The sequence below is a fragment of the Aminobacter sp. P9b genome, from assembly GCF_045345995.1.
In the GTDB taxonomy this organism is placed as follows: domain Bacteria; phylum Pseudomonadota; class Alphaproteobacteria; order Rhizobiales; family Rhizobiaceae; genus Aminobacter; species Aminobacter niigataensis.
Map to the genome: position 1 here is coordinate 4470762 of NZ_CP150082.1, position 19361 is coordinate 4490122.

Annotated in this window: 16 protein-coding genes and 1 riboswitch; of the genes, 13 read left to right on the forward strand and 3 right to left on the reverse strand. The window is 64.4% G+C overall.

Annotated elements, in window-relative coordinates:
* Positions 1-41: 41 nt before the first annotated feature.
* The 7 genes from WHT83_RS22075 to WHT83_RS22105 all read left to right on the forward strand — a co-directional run bounded on the left by WHT83_RS22075 (position 42) and on the right by WHT83_RS22105 (position 8808).
* Positions 42-899, forward strand: coding sequence for a LysR substrate-binding domain-containing protein (locus WHT83_RS22075; RefSeq protein WP_108607250.1), 858 nt, complete (start codon positions 42-44; stop codon positions 897-899).
* A gap of 134 nt (positions 900-1033) precedes the next feature.
* The gene (locus tag WHT83_RS22080) at positions 1034-2200 is read left to right on the forward strand and encodes an MFS transporter (RefSeq protein WP_108607249.1); all 1167 of its coding nucleotides are present in this window, start codon (positions 1034-1036) and stop codon (positions 2198-2200) included.
* A 32-nt stretch (positions 2201-2232) separates the two neighbouring features.
* A riboswitch (cobalamin riboswitch) is annotated at positions 2233-2442 on the forward strand.
* A 107-nt stretch (positions 2443-2549) separates the two neighbouring features.
* Positions 2550-3365, forward strand: a complete 816-nt coding sequence (locus WHT83_RS22085; protein ID WP_406872398.1) for an ABC transporter ATP-binding protein — start codon at positions 2550-2552, stop codon at positions 3363-3365.
* 20 nt (positions 3366-3385) lie between these two features.
* Positions 3386-4330: an ABC transporter substrate-binding protein gene (locus WHT83_RS22090; protein WP_406872399.1), complete on the forward strand. Its 945-nt coding sequence runs from the start codon at positions 3386-3388 to the stop codon at positions 4328-4330.
* A 53-nt stretch (positions 4331-4383) separates the two neighbouring features.
* Entirely contained in the window at positions 4384-5391 is a 1008-nt protein-coding gene (locus tag WHT83_RS22095) for a FecCD family ABC transporter permease (protein WP_406872400.1), read from the forward strand.
* A gap of 242 nt (positions 5392-5633) precedes the next feature.
* The gene (locus tag WHT83_RS22100; protein ID WP_406872401.1) at positions 5634-7823 is read left to right on the forward strand and encodes an anthranilate synthase; all 2190 of its coding nucleotides are present in this window, start codon (positions 5634-5636) and stop codon (positions 7821-7823) included.
* A 28-nt stretch (positions 7824-7851) separates the two neighbouring features.
* Entirely contained in the window at positions 7852-8808 is a 957-nt protein-coding gene (locus tag WHT83_RS22105) for a cation diffusion facilitator family transporter (protein WP_406872402.1), read from the forward strand.
* Between the two features lie 104 nt (positions 8809-8912).
* Here the strand turns inward: WHT83_RS22105 and WHT83_RS22110 are convergent, their stop codons facing one another.
* Positions 8913-9680, reverse strand: a complete 768-nt coding sequence (locus WHT83_RS22110; protein WP_406874036.1) for an outer membrane protein — start codon at positions 9678-9680, stop codon at positions 8913-8915.
* 247 nt (positions 9681-9927) lie between these two features.
* On the opposite strand from WHT83_RS22110, the gene WHT83_RS22115 reads away from it, so the two are divergent.
* The gene (locus tag WHT83_RS22115; RefSeq protein ID WP_318763945.1) at positions 9928-10227 is read left to right on the forward strand and encodes a putative quinol monooxygenase; all 300 of its coding nucleotides are present in this window, start codon (positions 9928-9930) and stop codon (positions 10225-10227) included.
* A 10-nt stretch (positions 10228-10237) separates the two neighbouring features.
* On the opposite strand, the gene WHT83_RS22120 is transcribed toward WHT83_RS22115, so the two are convergent.
* Both WHT83_RS22120 and WHT83_RS22125 read right to left on the reverse strand, forming a co-directional pair.
* Positions 10238-11443, reverse strand: coding sequence for a ZIP family metal transporter (locus WHT83_RS22120; RefSeq protein ID WP_183264330.1), 1206 nt, complete (start codon positions 11441-11443; stop codon positions 10238-10240).
* Positions 11440-12378 (reverse strand): multicopper oxidase domain-containing protein, encoded by a 939-nt coding sequence (locus tag WHT83_RS22125; RefSeq protein WP_406874037.1) that lies wholly within the window; start codon positions 12376-12378, stop codon positions 11440-11442. Before WHT83_RS22125 ends, WHT83_RS22120 begins: the two co-directional genes overlap by 4 nt.
* Before the next feature lie 562 nt (positions 12379-12940).
* On the opposite strand from WHT83_RS22125, the gene WHT83_RS22130 reads away from it, so the two are divergent.
* The 5 genes from WHT83_RS22130 to WHT83_RS22150 all read left to right on the forward strand — a co-directional run bounded on the left by WHT83_RS22130 (position 12941) and on the right by WHT83_RS22150 (position 19328).
* A complete protein-coding gene (locus WHT83_RS22130) occupies positions 12941-14023 on the forward strand; it encodes an AbrB family transcriptional regulator (RefSeq protein ID WP_183264331.1) in 1083 nt (360 codons plus the stop codon).
* A gap of 114 nt (positions 14024-14137) precedes the next feature.
* Positions 14138-14446 (forward strand): DUF6958 family protein, encoded by a 309-nt coding sequence (locus WHT83_RS22135; RefSeq protein WP_406872403.1) that lies wholly within the window; start codon positions 14138-14140, stop codon positions 14444-14446.
* 392 nt (positions 14447-14838) lie between these two features.
* Positions 14839-16506 carry a 2-isopropylmalate synthase gene (gene leuA / locus WHT83_RS22140; protein ID WP_406874038.1) on the forward strand — a complete coding sequence of 556 codons (1668 nt, stop codon included), beginning with the start codon at positions 14839-14841 and terminating at the stop codon, positions 16504-16506.
* A gap of 136 nt (positions 16507-16642) precedes the next feature.
* Positions 16643-18400 carry a tetratricopeptide repeat protein gene (locus WHT83_RS22145; protein ID WP_406872404.1) on the forward strand — a complete coding sequence of 586 codons (1758 nt, stop codon included), beginning with the start codon at positions 16643-16645 and terminating at the stop codon, positions 18398-18400.
* Between the two features lie 127 nt (positions 18401-18527).
* Positions 18528-19328 carry an alpha/beta fold hydrolase gene (locus tag WHT83_RS22150; RefSeq protein ID WP_406872405.1) on the forward strand — a complete coding sequence of 267 codons (801 nt, stop codon included), beginning with the start codon at positions 18528-18530 and terminating at the stop codon, positions 19326-19328.
* The last annotated feature ends 33 nt before the right edge of the window (positions 19329-19361 follow it).

Here is a 19361-nt window from a genome sequence, read left to right on the forward strand (position 1 = left end):
GAATAGATTTGGCAAACCCTATTCGAAATACTGATACCGCCATGGCTTTGCCGCTCGACCTCGATCTGCTCAGAACGTTTGTCGCCGTTGCCGACAGCGGCAGCTTTTCCCATGCCGCCTCACGGGTCGGGCGCAGCCAATCGGCGATCAGCATGCAGATGCAGCGGCTGGAACAGACTGTCGGCAAGCAGCTTCTGGTCCGCGGCCCGCGTGCGGTCCTGCCCAACGCCATCGGCGAGGAGCTTCTGGTCTATGCCCGCCGGCTGCTGAAGTTGTCCGACGAAGCCTGGGCCAGCGTCACCCGTCCCGAGGAGGCCGGCAGCGTGCGGCTCGGCGTGCCCGACGACTACGCCGCCTTCCTGCTGCCGCCGGTCCTGTCGCGCTTTGCTGCCGCCCACCCGCTGGTCAACGTGGAACTGATCTGCGAGCAGTCGACCTCGCTGGTGAAGACCTTCGCCGACGGACGGCTCGACCTCGCCATCATTACCCGCGGCCCCGAGCAGGCGATCGAGGTGCTGCAGCGCGAGCGGCTTGTCTGGGTCGCCTCGCCCAACCATGTCGCCTGGGAGATCGATCCCCTGCCCGTCGCCCTGTTCGAGCCGGGCTGCGTCGCGCGTAAGAGCGTGCTGCAGGTGCTGGGTGCGGCCGACCGATCGTTCCGCTGCACCTACTCCAGCGCCAGCCTGCTCGGGCTCATCGCCGTGGTTCAGGCGGGATTGGCCGTCGCCGGCCTCGCCCAGCGCAGCGTGCCGCCCAGACTGCGCGTCATCGGCGAAGCCGAGGGCCTGCCGCCGCTGCCCGAGATGGAGATTGGCATCCTGCGCAACCCGCAGACCGGCAATTCCGCGGTCGAGCGGCTCTACGAGTTCCTCCGCCGCGACCTGACACAGCAGTCCTGATGTAAGCCGGCTTGCTGCCAGCGAATGGCTGCCATGCACAGCACGCATTGCTGCAATGCACCAACATCGCTTGTGCCGCGAGCGACTTGAGGAAACTGTAGACCTAAATCGTTTCAGCCTCCCCCGAGTCCGACATGCCCTTGCCGATCCTCGCCCTGGCCGTTGCATCCTTTTGCATCGGCACCACCGAATTCGTGATCATGGGCCTGTTGCCCGAGGTCGCGGCCGACCTCGGCGTGTCGATCCCGGCCGCCGGCCTGCTCGTCACCGGCTACGCCCTCGGCGTGGTCATCGGCGCCCCCATCATTGCCGTGGGCACGGCAAAACTGCCGCGCAAGCCGGTGTTGATCGGGCTTGCGATGATGTTCGTACTCGGCAACCTGCTCTGCGCCATCGCCCCGACCTACTGGACGCTGATGATCGCCCGCGTCATCACCGCCTTCGGCCACGGCGCCTTCTTCGGCATCGGCTCGGTGGTGGCGGCAAGCCTGGTGCCGGCCAACAAGCGCGCCAGCGCCATTGCCCTGATGTTTGCCGGCCTGACGCTCGCCAACATCCTCGGCGTGCCCGGCGGCACGGCACTGGGCGAGGCCTTCGGCTGGCGCATGACCTTCTTCGCCGTCGTCGCCATCGGCCTGATCTCGGTCGCGGCCATCGCCTTCCTGGTGCCGGCGGGCGTCGCCCCTCCCGGCAAGGGTGGCGTGGCCAGCGAGGTCAAGGTGCTCGGCAAGCTGCAGGTGTGGCTCGCCATGATCATCTCGGCGCTCGCCTCGGGCAGCCTGTTTGCCGTCTTCACCTACATCAAGCCGATCCTGACCGACGTCACCGGCGTGTCGGTTGCATCGGTCACCTGGATCCTGCTCCTCTTCGGCGGCGGCATGACCATCGGCAACATCATCGGCGGCAAGCTGGCCGACTGGAAGCTGATGCCGACTGCCATCGGCGCGCTGGTGGTGATGGCCGCGATCCACGTCGCCTTGGCCCAACTCGGCTATTCGGCGCCCGCCGCGATCCTGCTTATCTTCCTCTGGGGCGTGATGACCTTCGTCATCGTGCCGCCGATGCAGATGCGGGTCGTCGAAACCGCCTCGGAAGCGCCGAACCTTGCAGCGACGCTCAACCAGGGCGCCTTCAACGCCGGCAATGCCGCCGGCGCCTGGGCCGGCGGTGCCGCGATCTCGATGGGCGTCAGCTATGCCGACCTGCCTCTCGTCGGCGCGGCGATCGCACTGTCCGCCTTCGGCGTCGCGCTGTTTTCCTTCGCGCTCGACCGGCGTGACGCAATTCAGCAGGCGGCATGACGCTTTAGCGATTGTCAGCACTTCGCAGCTGCTGTAGCCACCTCATTGATGGTTCCTGCTGCCTGACTCGGGCAGCGGATTAAATGGGAACACGGTGAGACGTCCCTGACGCGAAACCGTGGCTGCCCCCGCAACTGTGAGCGGATAGCAAATCGGAAAATGCCACTGGCCAAACGGCCGGGAAGGCTCCGAGGAGTGATCACCCGCAAGCCAGGAGACCTGCCATCATCCGATTAACTCAACCGGCCGGGGTGTGCCGCGGAGATGATGATGGTTGCGACTGCCTTTTTCCGTACCGGCGCGCTCACCGGATCGTTCTGCCACCTCCGCCTGACTGCGGAGACAGGGCATGCTCGATCGCGTCCACACCGCTAGCCGCCTCGTAGGCACCACCCCGACACTGCTCGAACTCGACGGCGTCAGTTGGGGGCCTCGCGGTTCCCGGCCTATTCTCGAACCAGTGAGCCTTGCCGTCGCGCCTGGCGAAATGCTCGCCATCGTCGGCCCCAATGGCGCCGGCAAATCGAGCCTGCTGCGCTGCCTCTACCGCTACCACAGACCGGTCTCGGGAACGGTCCGGCTCGACGGCACCGACATCTGGACGATGAAGCCGCGTGACTGCGCCCGCCGCATCGCCACCGTGCTGCAGGAAAGCGCCTCCGACTTCGGGCTGACCGTGGCCGAGATCGTCGAGCTGGGGCTGACCCCGCACGCAACCGGCATTCGCACCGGCGATCAGGACTACGACCAGGTCGAGGCAGCGCTTGCATTGCTCGGCCTGACCGCGCTCGCCGCGCGCGACTTCAACTCGCTGTCCGGCGGCGAGAAGCAGCGCGTGATGATTGCCCGCGCGCTGGTGCAGCGGCCCGATCTGCTGATCCTCGACGAGCCGACCAACCATCTCGACATCCGCCACCAGCTTGAAGTTCTGGAGCTGCTCGGCAATCTCGGCTGCACCGTCATCGTCTCCCTGCACGATCTGGCGCTGGCCTCCGCCCATGCCGACCGCGTGCTGGTGATGGACGCAGGCCGCGCGGTTGCTTGCGGCAGGCCGGCAGACATCCTGACGCCCGAACGCATCCGCTTGAGCTTTTCCGTCGGTGCGATCCTCGACGACCATCCCATCACCGGTCGCCCGCGCTTTTCCTTCCACCTCGAACGCTGACAACAACTCAAGGAGCCCCAATGCGCCTGCCCATCATCGCCGCCGCCCTGCTCGCCACCTGTGCTTCCGCCGCTGCCAGCGGCTTCCCCGCCACCGTCAAGAGCTGCAACCGCGACGTGACTTTCGAGGCCGCGCCCAAAAGGGCTGTCTCCCACGACGTCAACCTGACCGAGATGATGCTGGTGCTCGGTTTGGCTGACCGCATGGCCGGCTATTCCGGCATTTCTGGCTGGAAGACGCTGGACGAGAACCTGCGCAAGGGCGTCGGCGAACTGCCGGAGCTCGCGCCGAAATACGTCACCAAGGAAGTGCTGCTGGGTGCCGATGCCGACCTGTTTTTCGCCGGCTGGAACTACGGCATGAAGGTCGGCGGCGACGTCACCCCCGACACGCTCACCCCCTTCAAAATCCCGGTCTACGAGCTGACCGAGAGCTGCATCCACATCATGAAGAAGGACAAGTCGTCACTTCAGGACATGTATGCCGACCTGCTCAATCTCGGCGCGATCTTCGGCGTGCGCGAAAAGGCGGAAGCGCTGGTGGCAGGCTACGAGAAGGAGCTCGCCGATTTCCAGGCGTCGCTGCCCAAGCTGGACAGGCCGGTCAGCGTGTTCCTCTATGATTCCGGCGAGCAGAAACCCTTCACCGCCGGCCGCTACGCCATGCCGACAGCGATCATCGAGGCCGCCGGCGGCAAGAACATCTCCGACGACGTCGAGTCGAGCTGGGTCGAGATCGGCTGGGAGCCGGTCATCGACCGCAACCCCGACATGGTGGTGATCGTCAACTATGGCGAGGTCACCGCCGAGCAGAAGATCGAGTTCATGCGCTCCAACCCGGCCTTCAAGGACATAACCGCGGTCAAGAACAACAGCTTCTTCGTACTCGAATACATCGAGGCGACGCCAGGTCCGCGCAACATCGCCGCCATCAAGCGGCTGGCCGCCGCCTTGCGGGCCGACTGACCGTGTCGCACCGCCACCTCGTCGCGGGGCCAAGGCACGCCCTGATCCATGCCATGCCGGCCCTGATCCCGGGGCTGGTCATACTGCTCGTCGCCGCCATGGTCATCGCTGTCGGCGTTGGTCCGGTCGCGATCCCTCTTGAGACCGTGTGGGGCGTGATCGCCAACAAGCTGGTGCCGGGAAGCGTCGAGGTGGCCTGGTCCAGCGGCCGCGAGAATATCGTCTGGGACGTGCGCGCCCCACGCGTCATCCTGGGCGCGGCCGTCGGCGCCTCGCTGGCGCTGGTGGGTGCGGCGCTGCAATCGGTGACGCGCAACCCGCTCGCCGACCCGCATCTGCTCGGCGTCTCGTCCGGCGCTGCCTTCGGCGCGATCATGGCGCTGATCCACGCCGGCATGATCTTCGGCGCCATCACGGTGCCGGTGTTCGCCTTTGCCGGAGCGCTGGCGGCGACAGCGCTGGTGCTGGCGATCGCCAATTTGGCACGGGTGCAGTCGGCCGGCCAGCTGATCCTCGCCGGCGTGGCGGTGAGCTTCATCATCAGCGCCGCCGGCAATTTGTTGATCTTCATCGGCGATCCCAAGGCCGCCCATGTCGCAATCTTCTGGATGCTCGGCGGGCTCGGCCTGGCGCAGTGGAGCCACCTGCCCTACCCGCTTGCAGCCCTCCTTGTGGGCGGCGCCTGGCTGATGACGCAGACGCGCAACCTGAACGCCATGACGCTCGGCGACGAGAGCGCCACTGCGCTCGGCATCCCGGCCCGGCGATTTCGGCTCAATGTGTTTGTCGTCTGCGCGCTGTTGACCGGATGTGCCGTCGCCTATTCCGGCGCAATCGCATTCGTCGGCCTGATGATCCCGCATATCGTGCGCTTCTTCGTCGGCGGCGACTATCGCCGCGTGCTGCCGCTGTCGGCGCTGGTGGGAGCCATCTTCCTGATCGCTGCCGACATGGCCGCCCGCACGGTGATGCCGCCGCAGGACATGCCGCTCGGCATCGTCACCGGACTGATCGGAGGCGTGGCATTCGTGGTGCTGATGCGGCGCCGGACGACAAATTGAGCGTCAGTTGGTAATGCAATGCAAGACGACGCAAATCCAGTTGCACCCCCGGTTTTTCCTAGCTATGGATTTGCCATGAACACGACTTCGCTCCAGAACATTTGGTGGCGGGCCAGCTGACAGCGGCCTCTTGAAGCGCGTGCGCGTGAAAATTGTGATGGCCGCAACGGGATTTCCGGGCGGCCATTTGCTTTTTTCGAACCAGGCTCCGGACGCTCCCACGGCAACAGATGGAGACGGGAATGACGTTGGAACTGCTTGATAACGGTGCCGAGCGCTACGTGACCGGAGGTGGTGTTTCCATCACCAGGCAGCGCCATGAGACCGCCTATGCCGGGGCGATCGAGACCTATCTCGATGGGCTGAACAGCCGGCGCGGCGCGGTCTTCTCCTCCAACTACGAATATCCCGGCCGCTATACCAGATGGGATACCGCGATCATCGACCCGCCTGTCGTGATCTCGGCGCGCGGCCGCGCCATGAAGATCGAGGCGCTCAACGCCCGCGGCGAGGTGTTGCTGCCGGTCATCCACGCGGCACTGGCGCCGCTCGAGGAACTGACCATCGGCGAGACGACGAAGCGCCTGATCGCGCTTCAAGTGGCAACGCCCGGGCGTGTCTTCACCGAAGAGGAGCGTTCGCGCGTGCCGTCGGTGTTCACCGTGCTGCGTGCCATCACCGCACTGTTCAAATCGGACGAGGACAGCAATCTCGGCCTTTATGGCGCCTTCGGCTACGACCTGGCCTTCCAGTTCGACCCGGTCGAGCACAAGTTGGAGCGTAAGGAGAGCCAGCGCGACCTGGTGCTGTTCCTGCCCGACGAGATTCTGGTTGTCGACCACTATTCGGCCAAGGCCTGGCACGACCGCTACGACTATTCCGGCAAGGGTTTCTCGACCGAAGGCATCGCCCGTGACAGCGCTGCCGAGCCCTTCAGGGCTTCCGACCGCATTCCCCCACGCGGCGACCACGAGCCGGGCGAATATGCCCAACTGGTGCGCCGGGCGATGGACAGCTTCAAGCGCGGCGACCTGTTCGAGGTCGTGCCCGGCCAGATGTTCTACGAACGCTGCGAGACCGCACCGTCCGAAATCTCGCGCCGGCTGAAGACGATCAACCCCTCGCCCTACTCGTTCTTCATCAATCTTGGTGAAAACGAATACCTGATCGGGGCGTCGCCGGAGATGTTCGTGCGCGTCAACGGCCGCCGCGTCGAGACGTGCCCGATCTCGGGCACCATTAAGCGCGGCGACGACGCCATCTCCGACAGCGAGCAGATCCTCAAGCTGCTCAACTCGAAGAAGGACGAATCCGAGCTGACGATGTGCTCGGACGTCGACCGCAACGACAAGAGCCGCGTCTGCGAACCGGGCTCGGTGCGCGTCATCGGCCGCCGCCAGATCGAGATGTATTCGCGGCTGATCCACACCGTCGACCACATCGAGGGCCGGTTGCGCGAGGGCATGGACGCCTTCGACGCCTTCCTCAGCCACGCCTGGGCGGTGACCGTCACCGGCGCGCCCAAATTGTGGGCGATGCGTTTCATCGAGAGTAACGAAAAGAGCCCGCGCGCCTGGTATGGCGGGGCGATCGGCATGGTGCATTTCAACGGCGACCTGAACACCGGCCTGACCCTGCGCACCATCCGCATCAAGGACGGCATCGCCGAGGTGCGCGCAGGCGCCACATTGCTCTACGATTCCATTCCCGAGGAAGAAGAAGCCGAAACCGAACTGAAGGCCTCAGCCATGCTTTCCGCCATCCGCGACGCCAAGACCGGCAACTCCGCAGGCACCGAGCGCACCACCGCGCGCGTCGGCGAAGGGGTCAAGATCCTGCTCGTCGACCACGAGGACTCGTTCGTCCACACGCTGGCCAACTACTTCCGCCAGACCGGCGCCGACGTCTCGACCGTGCGCTCGCCGGTGCCCGAGGAAATCTTCGACCGCATCAAGCCGGACCTCGTGGTGCTTTCGCCCGGACCGGGCACGCCGAAGGATTTCGACACGGCGGCGACGATCAAGAAGGCACGCGACCGCGACCTGCCGATCTTCGGCGTGTGCCTGGGCCTGCAGGCGCTGGCCGAAGCCTATGGCGGCGAGCTGCGCCAGTTGGCGGTGCCGATGCACGGCAAGCCGTCGCGCATCCGCGTCTCCAAGCCGGGCATCATCTTCTCCGGCCTGCCCAAGGAAGTGACCGTCGGCCGCTACCATTCGATCTTCGCCGATCCGGTGCGCCTGCCCAGCGATTTCGTCGTCACCGCCGAGACCGAGGACGGCGTCATCATGGCGTTCGAGCACAAGAAGGAGCCGATCGCCGCGGTGCAATTCCACCCGGAATCGATCATGACACTCGGCCACGACGCCGGCATGCGGATGATCGAGAACGTCGTCGCGCACATGCCGCGCAAGGCCAAGGACAAGGCGGCCTGAGCGGCCGCCGGGACTGCAAGCAGAGATCATGAGCGAAACCGAAACACAGAGCTTGTCGGCCACGCGCGGTGGACAGCCATCGTCCAAGCGGCGTGTCGCCAGGCTCGCCTTCTGGTCGATCATCATCGGCGCGGGGGTCATGGGCCTGAAATTCGTCGCCTGGTGGATGACGGGTTCCGTGGCGCTGTATTCGGACGCGCTCGAATCGATCGTCAACGTCGTCGCCGCCATGGCCGCCTTCTGGGCGATCAAGATCAGCCACAAGCCGGCGGACATGGGCCACCAGCACGGCCACCACAAGGCGGAATATTTCTCGGCCGTGCTCGAAGGCGTGCTGATCGTAGTTGCCGCCTTCCTCATCCTGTTCGAGGTCTGGCGCAGCTGGGGCGTGCCGATGGACGTCGAGCAGCCCTGGTTCGGCCTCGGCATCAACGGCGTCGCAGCAGTGATCAACGCGATCTGGGCAAGCGCGCTGATCCGCGTCGGCCGGGCCGAACGCTCGCCCGCCATGGTCGCCGACGGCCATCACATCATGACCGACGTGGTGACCTCCGCCGGCGTGCTGATCGGCCTCGTCGCTGCCGTTGTCACCGGCTGGAAGATCCTCGATCCGGCACTGGCCGTGATCGTGGCGCTCAACATCCTGTGGCAGGGCTGGCACGTCATCAGCTCGTCGATGGACGGGCTGATGGACCGCGCCGTCGAGCTCGACGAGCACATGCGCATCCGCGACATCATCTCGGCCAATTCCAAGGGCGCGATCGAGGTCCACGACCTCAAGACCCGCATCGCCGGCCGCGCCACCTTCATCGAGTTCCATCTGGTCGTCGACGCCGACATGACCGTCGGCGAAAGCCACGTCATCTGCGACCGCATCGAGGATGCGCTGCGGGCCGACATCCCGTCGGTGCGGGTGATCATCCATGTCGAGCCTGACGACGAGGCCAAGCTGCCCAGGGGCACTGTGGCGGTGCCTTTCGCGTGATCTTGAGCTGATGTAGCCCGGCCTGGCATGCGAAAACAAAGAAGAACGCGCACCGGCTCGAGGAAACGCCCCGCTCGAACCGATGCGCCCGGCCCCCCGCCGGATTAGTTGAACTGCCAGCTCACTCGCGCCATGATCGCGTGAAATGCGGTGTCGACATTGTGGGTCGAGCCGCGGGTGTCGATTTCACCCGTTTCGGAATCTCTGGCAAAGCTTGAAACAGTGAACGACCCCAGGTCTACATAGTTGTAGTCGAGCCCGAGGATGATGTTGTTCGTCCAGGCGTAGTTGACGCCTGCGCCGATGGTCCAGCCTGGCCGGGAAAACGTCTTCGTAACATCGAACCTGCCCGCGTCGCTGTAAGCGTCAATGCGGCTGCGCACCTGGCCATAGGCCAGGCCGCCCTTGGCGAAGAACAGCCATCTGTCGGAGGCATAGCCGAGCCGCGGCGTCAGCATCCCAAGCCAGTCGAGCCGCGTCGATATGGTGTCCTGCCGAGTGTCATTCCAATTGAACGGACTGTGGATGCCGGACCTGCCGACATTTGCGAGGGAAAGCGACCCCTCGAGGCCGAGCACGAGATTTTCGTGCTGCTGGTTGTAGCCGGCATGGACACCGAGCAATCCGCCGCCCATCCGATGTGAGAAGGTGTCTCCAGCTTCCCAGTTGAAGTAATTTTGCGAGGGAAAATCGATTCCTTCGTCGTTGGCGAAGGTGTAGTCGGCGTCACCCCAGCCGACCCCTGCATGGCCACCGGCGTAGAAGCCGGTCCAGTCGAACGGGACCACCGGCTCTGTTGCGAGAGGCTCTGCTGCAGACGCGATTGCGACGCTGCCAACCAGGATCGTCGCCGCCAAGACCAGTTTATGCATCTTACGCACTGCATTTCCCCCTGGACGCCGCAGCCGGCGTCCTGTCCCCGAATCCGATCGGCCAATCCCTATTGCCGTGCTGACCGATGCGTCTCGCGCAGCGAGCGGAAGTCTCCGGAATTGAGCGGAAATCGGGGCAAAGCATCTGTCAGCAGCCTTTCAGCCCAGCCACTTGCGACACTGGACATGAAGCTCCTGCACGCGCTCAATCGCCTGCGGCGGAGATTTGGATGCGAGGATACCGGGTATGTTCGGATTGATAGGCAAGATGCGCGCGCAACCCGGCAAGCGGGACGCGTTGCTGGCAATACTGCTCGACAGCACCGGCAGCATGCCCGGCTGCCTGAGCTACGTCGTCGCCAAGGATCCGGCCGATCCCGATGCGATCTGGATCACCGAAGTGTGGGACAAGAGCGAAAGCCACAAGGCCTCGCTTTTGCTGCCCGAGGTGCAGGCGGCGATCAAGCAGGCGATGCCGCTGATTGCCGGTTTCGACAGCAGCACCGAGATCGAGCCGGTCGGCGGCTTTGGGCTTCCGGGTTCCTGAACCCACCCAATCAGATCTTCACCAGCATGGCGGTGAGGTACATGAGGCCGGCACCTGCGGCGAGGCCGGTCATGGCGGCAGGGCTGAACAGCCCGCCAACGTCAACGCCGTCGCGCCGGCGCAACAATGCCGTAACCTCGACGATGACCTGCAGGATGGCCCCGGCGCCGATGGCGAGCGCCAGTGCCGACCATTGCGGCGCAAAGGCGAGGCTGCCGATCCACAGGCCAAGCACCGCCGGCCCGCCGGCGAGCAGCGTCAGCCAAACGAAGGTCCACAACGTCACCCTCTGGCGCAGGATGGGTGCGGCGATGCCGATCCCTTCGGTGACATTGTGCAGCGCAAAGCCGATCACCAGGAAAGTACCTAGCCCGGCAGCACCGGCGGCGAAGGCGGCACCTATGGCGAGCCCCTCGCCGAAATTGTGCAGCCCGATGCCGATGGCGATGTAGGTGGCGAGCGCAAGACCCTTCGGCGCGCCGTTGCGCCGGCCGATCCCCATCAGGATCAGGAAGCTGGCCGTTGCGGCCAGCACCACCATCACCTGCCCCTGGAAAATCGCGGCGGATTCTCCTGCCAACTCGAGGGCTTCGCTCAACGCATCGACCATCAGGAAAGCGAGCAGGCCGACGGTGAGCGCAAGGAGGAAACTCATGCCGGAGCGACCGACGCCGCGCAGCGCCGGATAGAACATCAGTCCGACCGCAACCGGCACGATTCCAACGAAGATGCCGAGGATCGCCTGCGTCAGCAGGCTCGAGCTGTCGGGGACCGGTGTCGCCACGGCAACGGGAATTTCGTGAGCGAAGGTGGCACCCGTGCTGGTCACCAGATTGACCGCGTGCGCTTCGCCAAGCACCCACGGGAAAGGCACGTGGATCCAGGCGGACGACCCTCGCGCCAAAGGCCCGGGGGGATCTTGCGTGAATTGCCAATAGGCATCGTCGACCTGGACCTGGGCGATGGTCATCGGTTCGGACCCGCCGGCACGGACTAGGACGCTGATGCCGTCGCCGGCAAGGATGACGCGTTCGAAGGCAATGTCTTCAACCGGCGGCGCACCGCTGTTGAACCTCGCCATCGGGTTGGTCGCAATCAGAACCGCGATGGCAGCCGCAAAGGCCAGCAGCGGCAGGACGACCCACCACAGCGCCCGGCGCGGCGAAGGCGTGCCGGGCAATTCGGCTTCGGTTTCGACGATCGGAGCGTCCCTCATGCGACTTCCTCCACGACGTCGAACATGCCGACCCAGCCAAGCTCGGTGAATTCCGACTGATGCGGATGGAACATGTAGAGGCCTGGCTCGTGATCGGCGAAGCTGAACTCGATGATGCCGCGCTGGGCCTGGCATTGGGTGATCAGGTCGACGGTCTTCAACGTCGGCGTCAGCGTCGTTCCCTGGTCGAAATAGTCGAAGAAGTTGCCGTGCAGGTGAAACGAGTTGATGGGATCGAACTCGACGACGTTGATCAGGTAGATCCGCACCGGCCTGTTCTTTGCGATCCTGATCGGCGAATTCATGTAGGTGTGCGCCACCGTGTTGACGGCATAGAACTCGTTCTCGCCGTCGAAATTGGTGTCGAAGGCGTTCATCACCATGACGAACTCCTGCCACTGCCTGTTCTCGGGCGTGCCATAGAGCCGCGAACGGGCGACATCGGCCTGCTCGGGATGGCGTGCGGGATCGGGATCGATGACGAAGGCGCCGTACATGCCCTTGTGGATGTGCCGTTTCAGCGGCAACGCGTGGCAGTGGTAGAGGTGGCAGCCGAAGGGCTTGGCGTCGAACTCGTAGACGAACTCCTCGCCGGGATTGATCAGGCCGGCCCCAGGCACGCCGTCCATGCGCGCCGCATGAATGCCATGGAAATGCATCGAATGCGGGTGCGAGCCGTAGTTCTTGAAAACGATACGTAAGCGCTCGCCTTCGGTCGCCCGCAGCGCCGGGCCGGGAACGCGTCCGTTGTAGGTCCAGGCCGGGAACATGACCCCCGGGGCGATCTCGATCTCCTTGTCCTCGGCAACGACCTCGAAGGTCCGGAGCGTGCGACCGTCGGGCAGAACCGACGTCGTTCCAACATCCCAGTCGGTAAGCATCTTGGCCGGGTCGAAGCCGTTGCGGACACTGTCGACCTCGCCGACCGTGACCATCGCGCCATGGGCGCCGCTGTGCCCGGATATTGGAGCGGCCTTATAGGCGCTGTCGGCACCAGCCGCGCCAGCGGCATCATGCCCGCCGTGCGCAGCCTGGCCCACGGCCGAACTGACGCTGACGGCGGTCGCGCCAGCCGTGCAAATGCCGCCGGCCAACAGCAACCTGCGGCTCAGCCGTTCCCGCAACCAACCTGGTGTTTCCACCTTACCCTCTTTTGCAAATGCGAATGATTTGCATCATGCACTCGCAGTCGCCAGTGCACAAGTTGAATCTGAGCGGCAGCGCCATGGCTCAAACCAGTGCCGTGCAAAGACAATCCAGCACGGGCGGAGAGACGCCCTCGCAAGCTACAGAGGAGAGGAGTTGCCTGTATTGCGCACATCGCTGGTTTCAGAGCCGCAGCCGACCGCGACAAACACCTGTTCCGATTCATCAATTCGGCGTCCACAGGTCGCGAACCGCAATTGCCTTTGTTGCCGCCAAACGCATGGCGCTCACGAAGATAATTACCCTTGGACAGGGCTGACACCGTCGGCCGAATAGGTCTAAGACGGCCGCATGAAGCCAGACCCGCAGCCTGCCGCCCCGCTGTCCGAAACGAAGCCCTGGCTGCAATGGCTGCTGCTGCTGGCTTGCTCGGCCCTGGTTGGCGGCGTGCTGGAAATGGTCCACCTGCCTGCCGCGCTGCTGGTCGGCCCGATGCTGGTGGCGATCGCACTCGGCAGCAGCGGCGCCACGGTCCGCGTGCCCAAGCCACTCTTCGTCGCAGCACAGGCGCTGTTGGGTTGCCTCGTCGCCAACTCGATCTCGCCCGGCATCTTCACCACATTCGCCGCCGAATGGCCGCTGTTTTTAGGCGCGGCGATTGCCACGGTTGCCGCCAGCAGCTTCCTTGGCTGGTTCATCTCGCGGCTCAAGGTGCTGCCGGGCACGACGGCGGTTTGGGGTTCGGCGCCGGGAGCGGCAACAGCGATGGTTCTGATGGCCGACGCCTTCGGCGCCGACGCCCGGCTTGTCGCCTTCATGCAATATCTGCGCGTCATCATGGTCTCGCTTGCCGCCGCGGTCGTCGCCCGGCTCTGGGTCGACACGTCGGGCGTCGAAACGCCGCCGATCGAGTGGTTCCCCGCGTTCCAATGGCCCGCCTTCGGCGCGATGATCGGGGTCGCCGTGGCCGGCAGTGCGCTTGGCGTTCTGCTGCGCATCCCCTCGCCCTACTTCGTCGGCAGCATGATCGTCGGTGCGACCCTGCATCTCGGCCTGGGCGTGCCGCAGCAACTGCCGGAGTGGCTGCTTGCCATCGGCTATACGCTGATCGGCTGGTCGATCGGCCTCAACTTCACCCGGCCCATCCTGCGCCACGCCGCGCGTGCCTTGCCTCAGGTGGTCGGCTCGATCGCGGCCTTGATGGCCTTCTGCGGCGCCCTGGCCTGGGGGCTGCACCAAATCCTCGGCGTCGATCCGCTGACCGCCTATCTCGCGACCAGTCCCGGCGGCATGGATTCGATCGCCATCATCGCCGCGGCGGCCGACAATGTCGACCTGTCGTTCGTGCTGACACTGCAGATGCTGCGCTTCCTGATCGTGCTCATGTTCGGACCCGCCCTGGCAAAGCTGGTGGCCAAGTCGATCAAGGATTGAGACGCCACGCGCACCGGCCAGCGCTCCCATTTCGACAAGATCGATCGCCCCTGTAGCATCGGCCACCCGTCGCTCGTCCTTTGGTCACTGGCACTGAAACCAACGGAAGGGACAATGGCGATGGCGCGCACCGGACCAGCAAGAGTCGAACTGGAAAACGTCAATCACCCCGGCCAGGTCAGTTCAGCCGATGCCGCCATGTATCATGCGATGAAGCAGGCGATCCTCAGGGTGCTGCCGGCAAAGTCGCCTGGGCTGACCGTGGCGCAGATGCAGGACGGCGTGCGCGGCCACCTGCCTGAAGACCTTTATCCCGGCGGCGCCAAGGCAGGCTGGTGGGCCAAGGCGGTGCAGCTCGACCTCGAGGCAAAAGGCATCATCGCCCGCGAGCGGGTGAGCCCCCTGCGCCTGCACAAGGCCTGACGCCCGACGGCATCACGCCGGAGTTGCCCGGCTGACATCCGCCCTGTCGCGGACGGCCGCCCTTGCGCACGCCCTGCGCCTCCTGTAAGAGAGCGGCCATGACTTCGCGCAAGATCATCGAAATCTCCCGTCCGGCCGCTTTTGCGGGCGAGACGCTGCGCGCGCTTTCTTCGGCTCTTCTTCTTCTCGGCCTTATCGGCGATCGCCGGGCTCGTTAAGGGAGCGTCCGGCGGTCGAATTGCCGCCGAGGCATCTGCTCCTTTACTCTTCACAACAGATCCGAAATTCTGATTTAAGACCGCTGAAGCATGCGCGCTATGTCGTGCATGGCGGCCAAGAGAACGAGACCGACAATGAGCAAGACCACCCCAGCTTCCGGCCGGAGCGCCGGCATGCCAACCGCCGCCGTCAAGTATCAAGCCTATCACAAGATCAACCTGCCCGACCGGACCTGGCCGTCCAAGGTCATCGACAAGGCGCCGATCTGGTGCTCGGTCGACCTGCGCGACGGCAACCAGTCGCTCGTCGACCCGATGGGTCACGACCGCAAGGCGCGCATGTTCCAGCTGCTGCTCGACATGGGTTTCAAGGAAATCGAAATCGGCTTCCCCTCGGCGTCGCAGACCGATTTTGATTTCGCCCGCTGGTGCATCGAAGACGGCAACGTCGCCGACGACGTGTCGCTGCAGGTGCTCGTGCAGTGCCGGCCGGAATTGATCACACGCACCTTCGAGGCGCTGAAGGGCGCGCACAAGCCGATCGTGCATTTCTACAACTCGACCAGCGAGTTGCAGCGCCGCGTGGTGTTCGGCAAGGACGTCGCCGGCATCAAGCAGATCGCCACCGACGCCGCCAAGATGATCACCGACATGGCGGCCAAGGCCGGCGGCGGCTACCGTTTCCAGTATTCGCCGGAAAGCTTCACCGGCACCGAACTCGAAGTCGCGCTTGAAATCTGCAACGCGGTCACCGAGATCATCAGGCCGACGCCCGACAACAAGCTGATCATCAACCTGCCCTCCACCGTCGAGATGGCGACGCCCAATATCTATGCCGACCAGATCGAGTGGATGTGCCGCAACCTCGACAATCGCGAGAACCTGATCATCTCGCTGCATCCCCACAACGATCGCGGCACCGGCATCGCTGCCACCGAGCTCGGCCTGATGGCGGGTGCCGACCGTGTCGAAGGCACGCTGTTCGGCAATGGCGAGCGCACCGGCAACGTCGACGTGGTGACGCTGGCGCTCAACATGTTCACCCAGGGCGTCGACCCTGAACTCGACTGTTCGGACATCGAGCGGATCAAGGCCGTCTACGAATATTCCAACCAGATGGTCATTCCCGAACGCCACCCCTACGTCGGCGAACTGGTCTACACCGCCTTCTCCGGCTCGCACCAGGACGCTATCAACAAGGGCATGAAGGCGATCAAGGTCGCCAACAAGCCGTTGTGGGAAGTGCCTTACCTGCCGATCGACCCGCAGGACGTGGGCCGCAGCTACGAGGCGATCATCCGCATCAACTCGCAGTCGGGCAAGGGCGGCATCGCCTATGTGCTCCAGGCCGACTACGGCCTCAACCTGCCGCGCAGCCTGCAGGTGGAGTTTAGCCAAGACATCCAGGCGATCACCGATGCCGAAGGCAAGGAAGTGTCGGTCAAGCGCATCCATGAGCGTTTCCTCGAGGTCTATGTAGACCAGCCGGCCGCACGCCTCAAATTCGTTGATCACCAGACCTTTCCCGATACGGTGATGAAGGGCCGCCGCGTCGTCGAGGCGACCATTGTCGACAACGGCAAGGAAGTGGTGATTTCCGGAACCGGCAACGGCCCGATCGACGGATTCGTCGATGCCCTGTCCCGCCATATCGGTATCGACCTTTCGGTGCTCGACTATTCCGAGCATTCGATCCAGCGCGGCTCCAACGCTTCGGCCATCTGCTACATGGAGGTCGAACATCCGCGCGGACGCCTGTTCGGCGCCGGAATCAACACCAATATCGTGGCGGCTTCCCTTGAAGCGGTGGTTTCGGCGGCCAATCGCATCCTGGCGCGTTAGGGTTAACGCCACTCCGGACACGCCTCGCCCGTGGATAACGGGCGAGGCGTTTGTGCATCGGTGCGCTGCATGCTTGTGCGCCACCGCCAGCCGACTATGATCCGATCATTCGTACCGGTTCGAAAAGGGTCGATACTTGGTTGCCTCCACGCCTGCCGCCCCCGCAGTGCGCGAAGCGCTTGAGCGGCTTGTTGCCAGCGAGACCTTCGGCCGGTCCGATCGGGCACGAAAACTGCTGCGCTATCTCGTGGAGCGCGATCTTGCCGGCGAAGCCGAGCGGCTGAAGGGCTTTGCCATCGCCGTCGATGTCTTCGGCAAGGACGCCGAATTCGATTCGGCAACCGATGCCGTGGTCCGCGTCCAGGCCGGACGCCTGCGCGAACTTCTGGCCCAGTACTATGCCGTCGAGGGCACGGCCGACCCGATCCGCATCACCATTCCCCGCGGCAGTTACGTGCCCGCCTACGAGGCGGTTGCCGAGAGCCCGCCCGACGTGCCCTCCCCTGGTGAAATCGAGGGAAACGAGACAATTGCGTCACCAGCCAATGTCGAGCTGGGGGCGGCGTCGCTACATGCCGAGGACCAGATGGACCCGGTGTTGCAGGGCACCAGCGTCAAACGGCAGCTCAGGTATTTCTGGGCGGCGATGGCACTGGTCATCGTCATGCTCGGCATCTTGGTCTTCCGCAACATCGGCGGCCCGTCCGCCACCAATTCCGCCAGCGTGACCGACTTCCGCAACTCCACCGCCAGTATCACCGATGCAGTCGACCAGTTGCCGGCCGTGCATATTCACCTCGGCCCGGAGGGCGGCGACACCGCGCGGGTCGCGACAGTGCTGCGGACGGCGCTGTCGGGCTTCGACACCATCGATCTCATCGCCCGCGACCGTTCGGAACGAGCCAGGCGTGCCGACGCAACCGATTTCGATTTCGCCGTGAATGCGGGCCCCTCGCCGGGCTCCGTGCTGATCGAACTGCAGCACATGGCCAGCGGCCGCATCCTCTTGTCGCGCGTACTGTCGCCTCAGGAGGTCCAGCCGGATGCGATCGACGACCGCATGGCCGAAATCGTCACCTCGGCGATTCCGGTTTCCGGCATGATCTATGGCTACATTGAGCAGAACGGGCTTCAGCGCGGGCTGGTGGCCTGCCTTCTGCTCAGCGACGACTTCTACATGGACCAGACAGCCGCGAGGCACCGCGCCGCTTATCAATGCATGGAAGAATTGTCGCGGCGCGGCGCCAAGTCTCCCATCGTCTATGCCGAACTCGCTTCGCTGCAACTCGAAGCCGTGACCGACAACTACCGCTATCCGCCCAACGCCACCGCTGACGGAGCCTATGCGCAGGCCCACAACGCGGTACAGACCGGTGCCACCAGCCCCTATGCGCATCGTGCCTACGGCTATCTGCAGTCACGCCTCGGCGACCGCACGGAGTCCATCCGCTGGATGCGCAAGGCCTACGAACTCAATACCTACGACCTGACCATGGCGGCCGCTTACGGCTATGCGCTGGTCCTGTCGGGGAGCTACAGCGACGGCGTGCCGATCATGAAGCGCGCGGTGGAAAGCACCAGTGCCCGTCCCGGCTGGTGGGACTATGGCCTGTTCCTCGGCGAATTCATGCTCGGCAACCGCTACGCCGCGGCGCGCGCCGCCAATTCGCTTACCGCGAACAAGAAGCCGCACTATCTGGCTGCACGCCTCATCGCCGCGGATTTCGCCGGCGACGAGAAGCTCACCGCATCGCTGGTGAAGGAGATTTCTGCAATCTACCCTGCCTTCGCCACCGACCCGGCCACCGCCTTCAACAAGGGCAAATATCCCGCGGAGCTGATAAAATCGCTGACGAAGGCCCTGCGCGCGGCCGGACTGGGCAACCAGACTTGAGTTTCGGTTTATTTTTAGACGGTTTTTTGCATATTGGGCGCGCTACAAACGTCCAACGGCATTTGAAATCCAACGAATTATACTTATAGTTGCAGTCGATTTCAGGCTTCGGGTTATTTCAGGGACGATGAATTACTCCATCCATGCGGCCGTTCGGGGAAACGGCACCAACGTGGTGGTCTTGCTTCACGGCTTCGGCGGCTGCTGCGACATCTGGGAGGATGTCGTCGACACGCTGGGTGATGCATTCAGGACCATTGCCTATGACCTGCCGGGACACGGCCGTTCGCTCGACTATCCCAAGGCCGGCTCGGCCAAGGTGGCGGCAAAGGCCGTTCTTGCCGATCTTGCGGCACGCGGCATTGCCGGCGCCCACTTCGTCGGCCACTCGATGGGTGGCGCGGTGGCAACGCTCGCAGCATTGCTCGACCCCGCGCGCGTCGCATCGCTGACACTGCTTGCGCCTGGTGGCTATGGACCTGAGATCAACGCTCCCCTGCTCCGGCGCTATGCGGCAGCCACCTGCGCCGACGAGATCCGCGCCTGTCTCGCCGAAATGTCGAGCCCTGACAGCACAGTGCCGGATGCCGCCATTCGCAACCTTACCGAGATGCGCGCCCGGCCCGGCCAGACCGAAAAGCTGGTCGCCTTTGCCGAGGCAATGACGGCCGACGGCAGGCAGGGAGTCATCCCGCGTCAAGACCTTGCCTCGCTGGCCATGCCGGTGATGGTGGTCTGGGGCACCGACGATGCCGTGCTGCCCTACAGCCATGCCGACGATCTCCCGCCTGGGTTCCTCGTTCACCACGTGCTGGAGATCGGTCACATGTTGCCCGAGGAGACGCCGGGCCTCGTTGCCGACATCGTGCGCCGCATGAGCCGCCGGCGCCAGCGGCGCCAGCCGACATTCACCGACCACAAGGCCTGATGAATCGGATTCTGCACGGCTGCCGGTAAAGGA

Bases quoted from the DNA above. Each gene is read 5' to 3' on its own strand.
- WHT83_RS22075 (WP_108607250.1), top strand. From the start codon at position 42: ATGGCTTTGCCGCTCGACCTCGATCTGCTCAGAACGTTTGTCGCCGTT.
- WHT83_RS22080 (WP_108607249.1), top strand. From the start codon at position 1,034: ATGCCCTTGCCGATCCTCGCCCTGGCCGTTGCATCCTTTTGCATCGGC.
- WHT83_RS22085 (WP_406872398.1), top strand. From the start codon at position 2,550: ATGCTCGATCGCGTCCACACCGCTAGCCGCCTCGTAGGCACCACCCCG.
- WHT83_RS22090 (WP_406872399.1), top strand. From the start codon at position 3,386: ATGCGCCTGCCCATCATCGCCGCCGCCCTGCTCGCCACCTGTGCTTCC.
- WHT83_RS22095 (WP_406872400.1), top strand. From the start codon at position 4,384: ATGCCGGCCCTGATCCCGGGGCTGGTCATACTGCTCGTCGCCGCCATG.
- WHT83_RS22100 (WP_406872401.1), top strand. From the start codon at position 5,634: ATGACGTTGGAACTGCTTGATAACGGTGCCGAGCGCTACGTGACCGGA.
- WHT83_RS22105 (WP_406872402.1), top strand. From the start codon at position 7,852: ATGAGCGAAACCGAAACACAGAGCTTGTCGGCCACGCGCGGTGGACAG.
- WHT83_RS22110 (WP_406874036.1), bottom strand. From the start codon at position 9,680: ATGCATAAACTGGTCTTGGCGGCGACGATCCTGGTTGGCAGCGTCGCA.
- WHT83_RS22115 (WP_318763945.1), top strand. From the start codon at position 9,928: ATGTTCGGATTGATAGGCAAGATGCGCGCGCAACCCGGCAAGCGGGAC.
- WHT83_RS22120 (WP_183264330.1), bottom strand. From the start codon at position 11,443: ATGAGGGACGCTCCGATCGTCGAAACCGAAGCCGAATTGCCCGGCACG.
- WHT83_RS22125 (WP_406874037.1), bottom strand. From the start codon at position 12,378: ATGGTCACGGTCGGCGAGGTCGACAGTGTCCGCAACGGCTTCGACCCG.
- WHT83_RS22130 (WP_183264331.1), top strand. From the start codon at position 12,941: ATGAAGCCAGACCCGCAGCCTGCCGCCCCGCTGTCCGAAACGAAGCCC.
- WHT83_RS22135 (WP_406872403.1), top strand. From the start codon at position 14,138: ATGGCGATGGCGCGCACCGGACCAGCAAGAGTCGAACTGGAAAACGTC.
- leuA (WP_406874038.1), top strand. From the start codon at position 14,839: ATGCCAACCGCCGCCGTCAAGTATCAAGCCTATCACAAGATCAACCTG.
- WHT83_RS22150 (WP_406872405.1), top strand. From the start codon at position 18,528: ATGAATTACTCCATCCATGCGGCCGTTCGGGGAAACGGCACCAACGTG.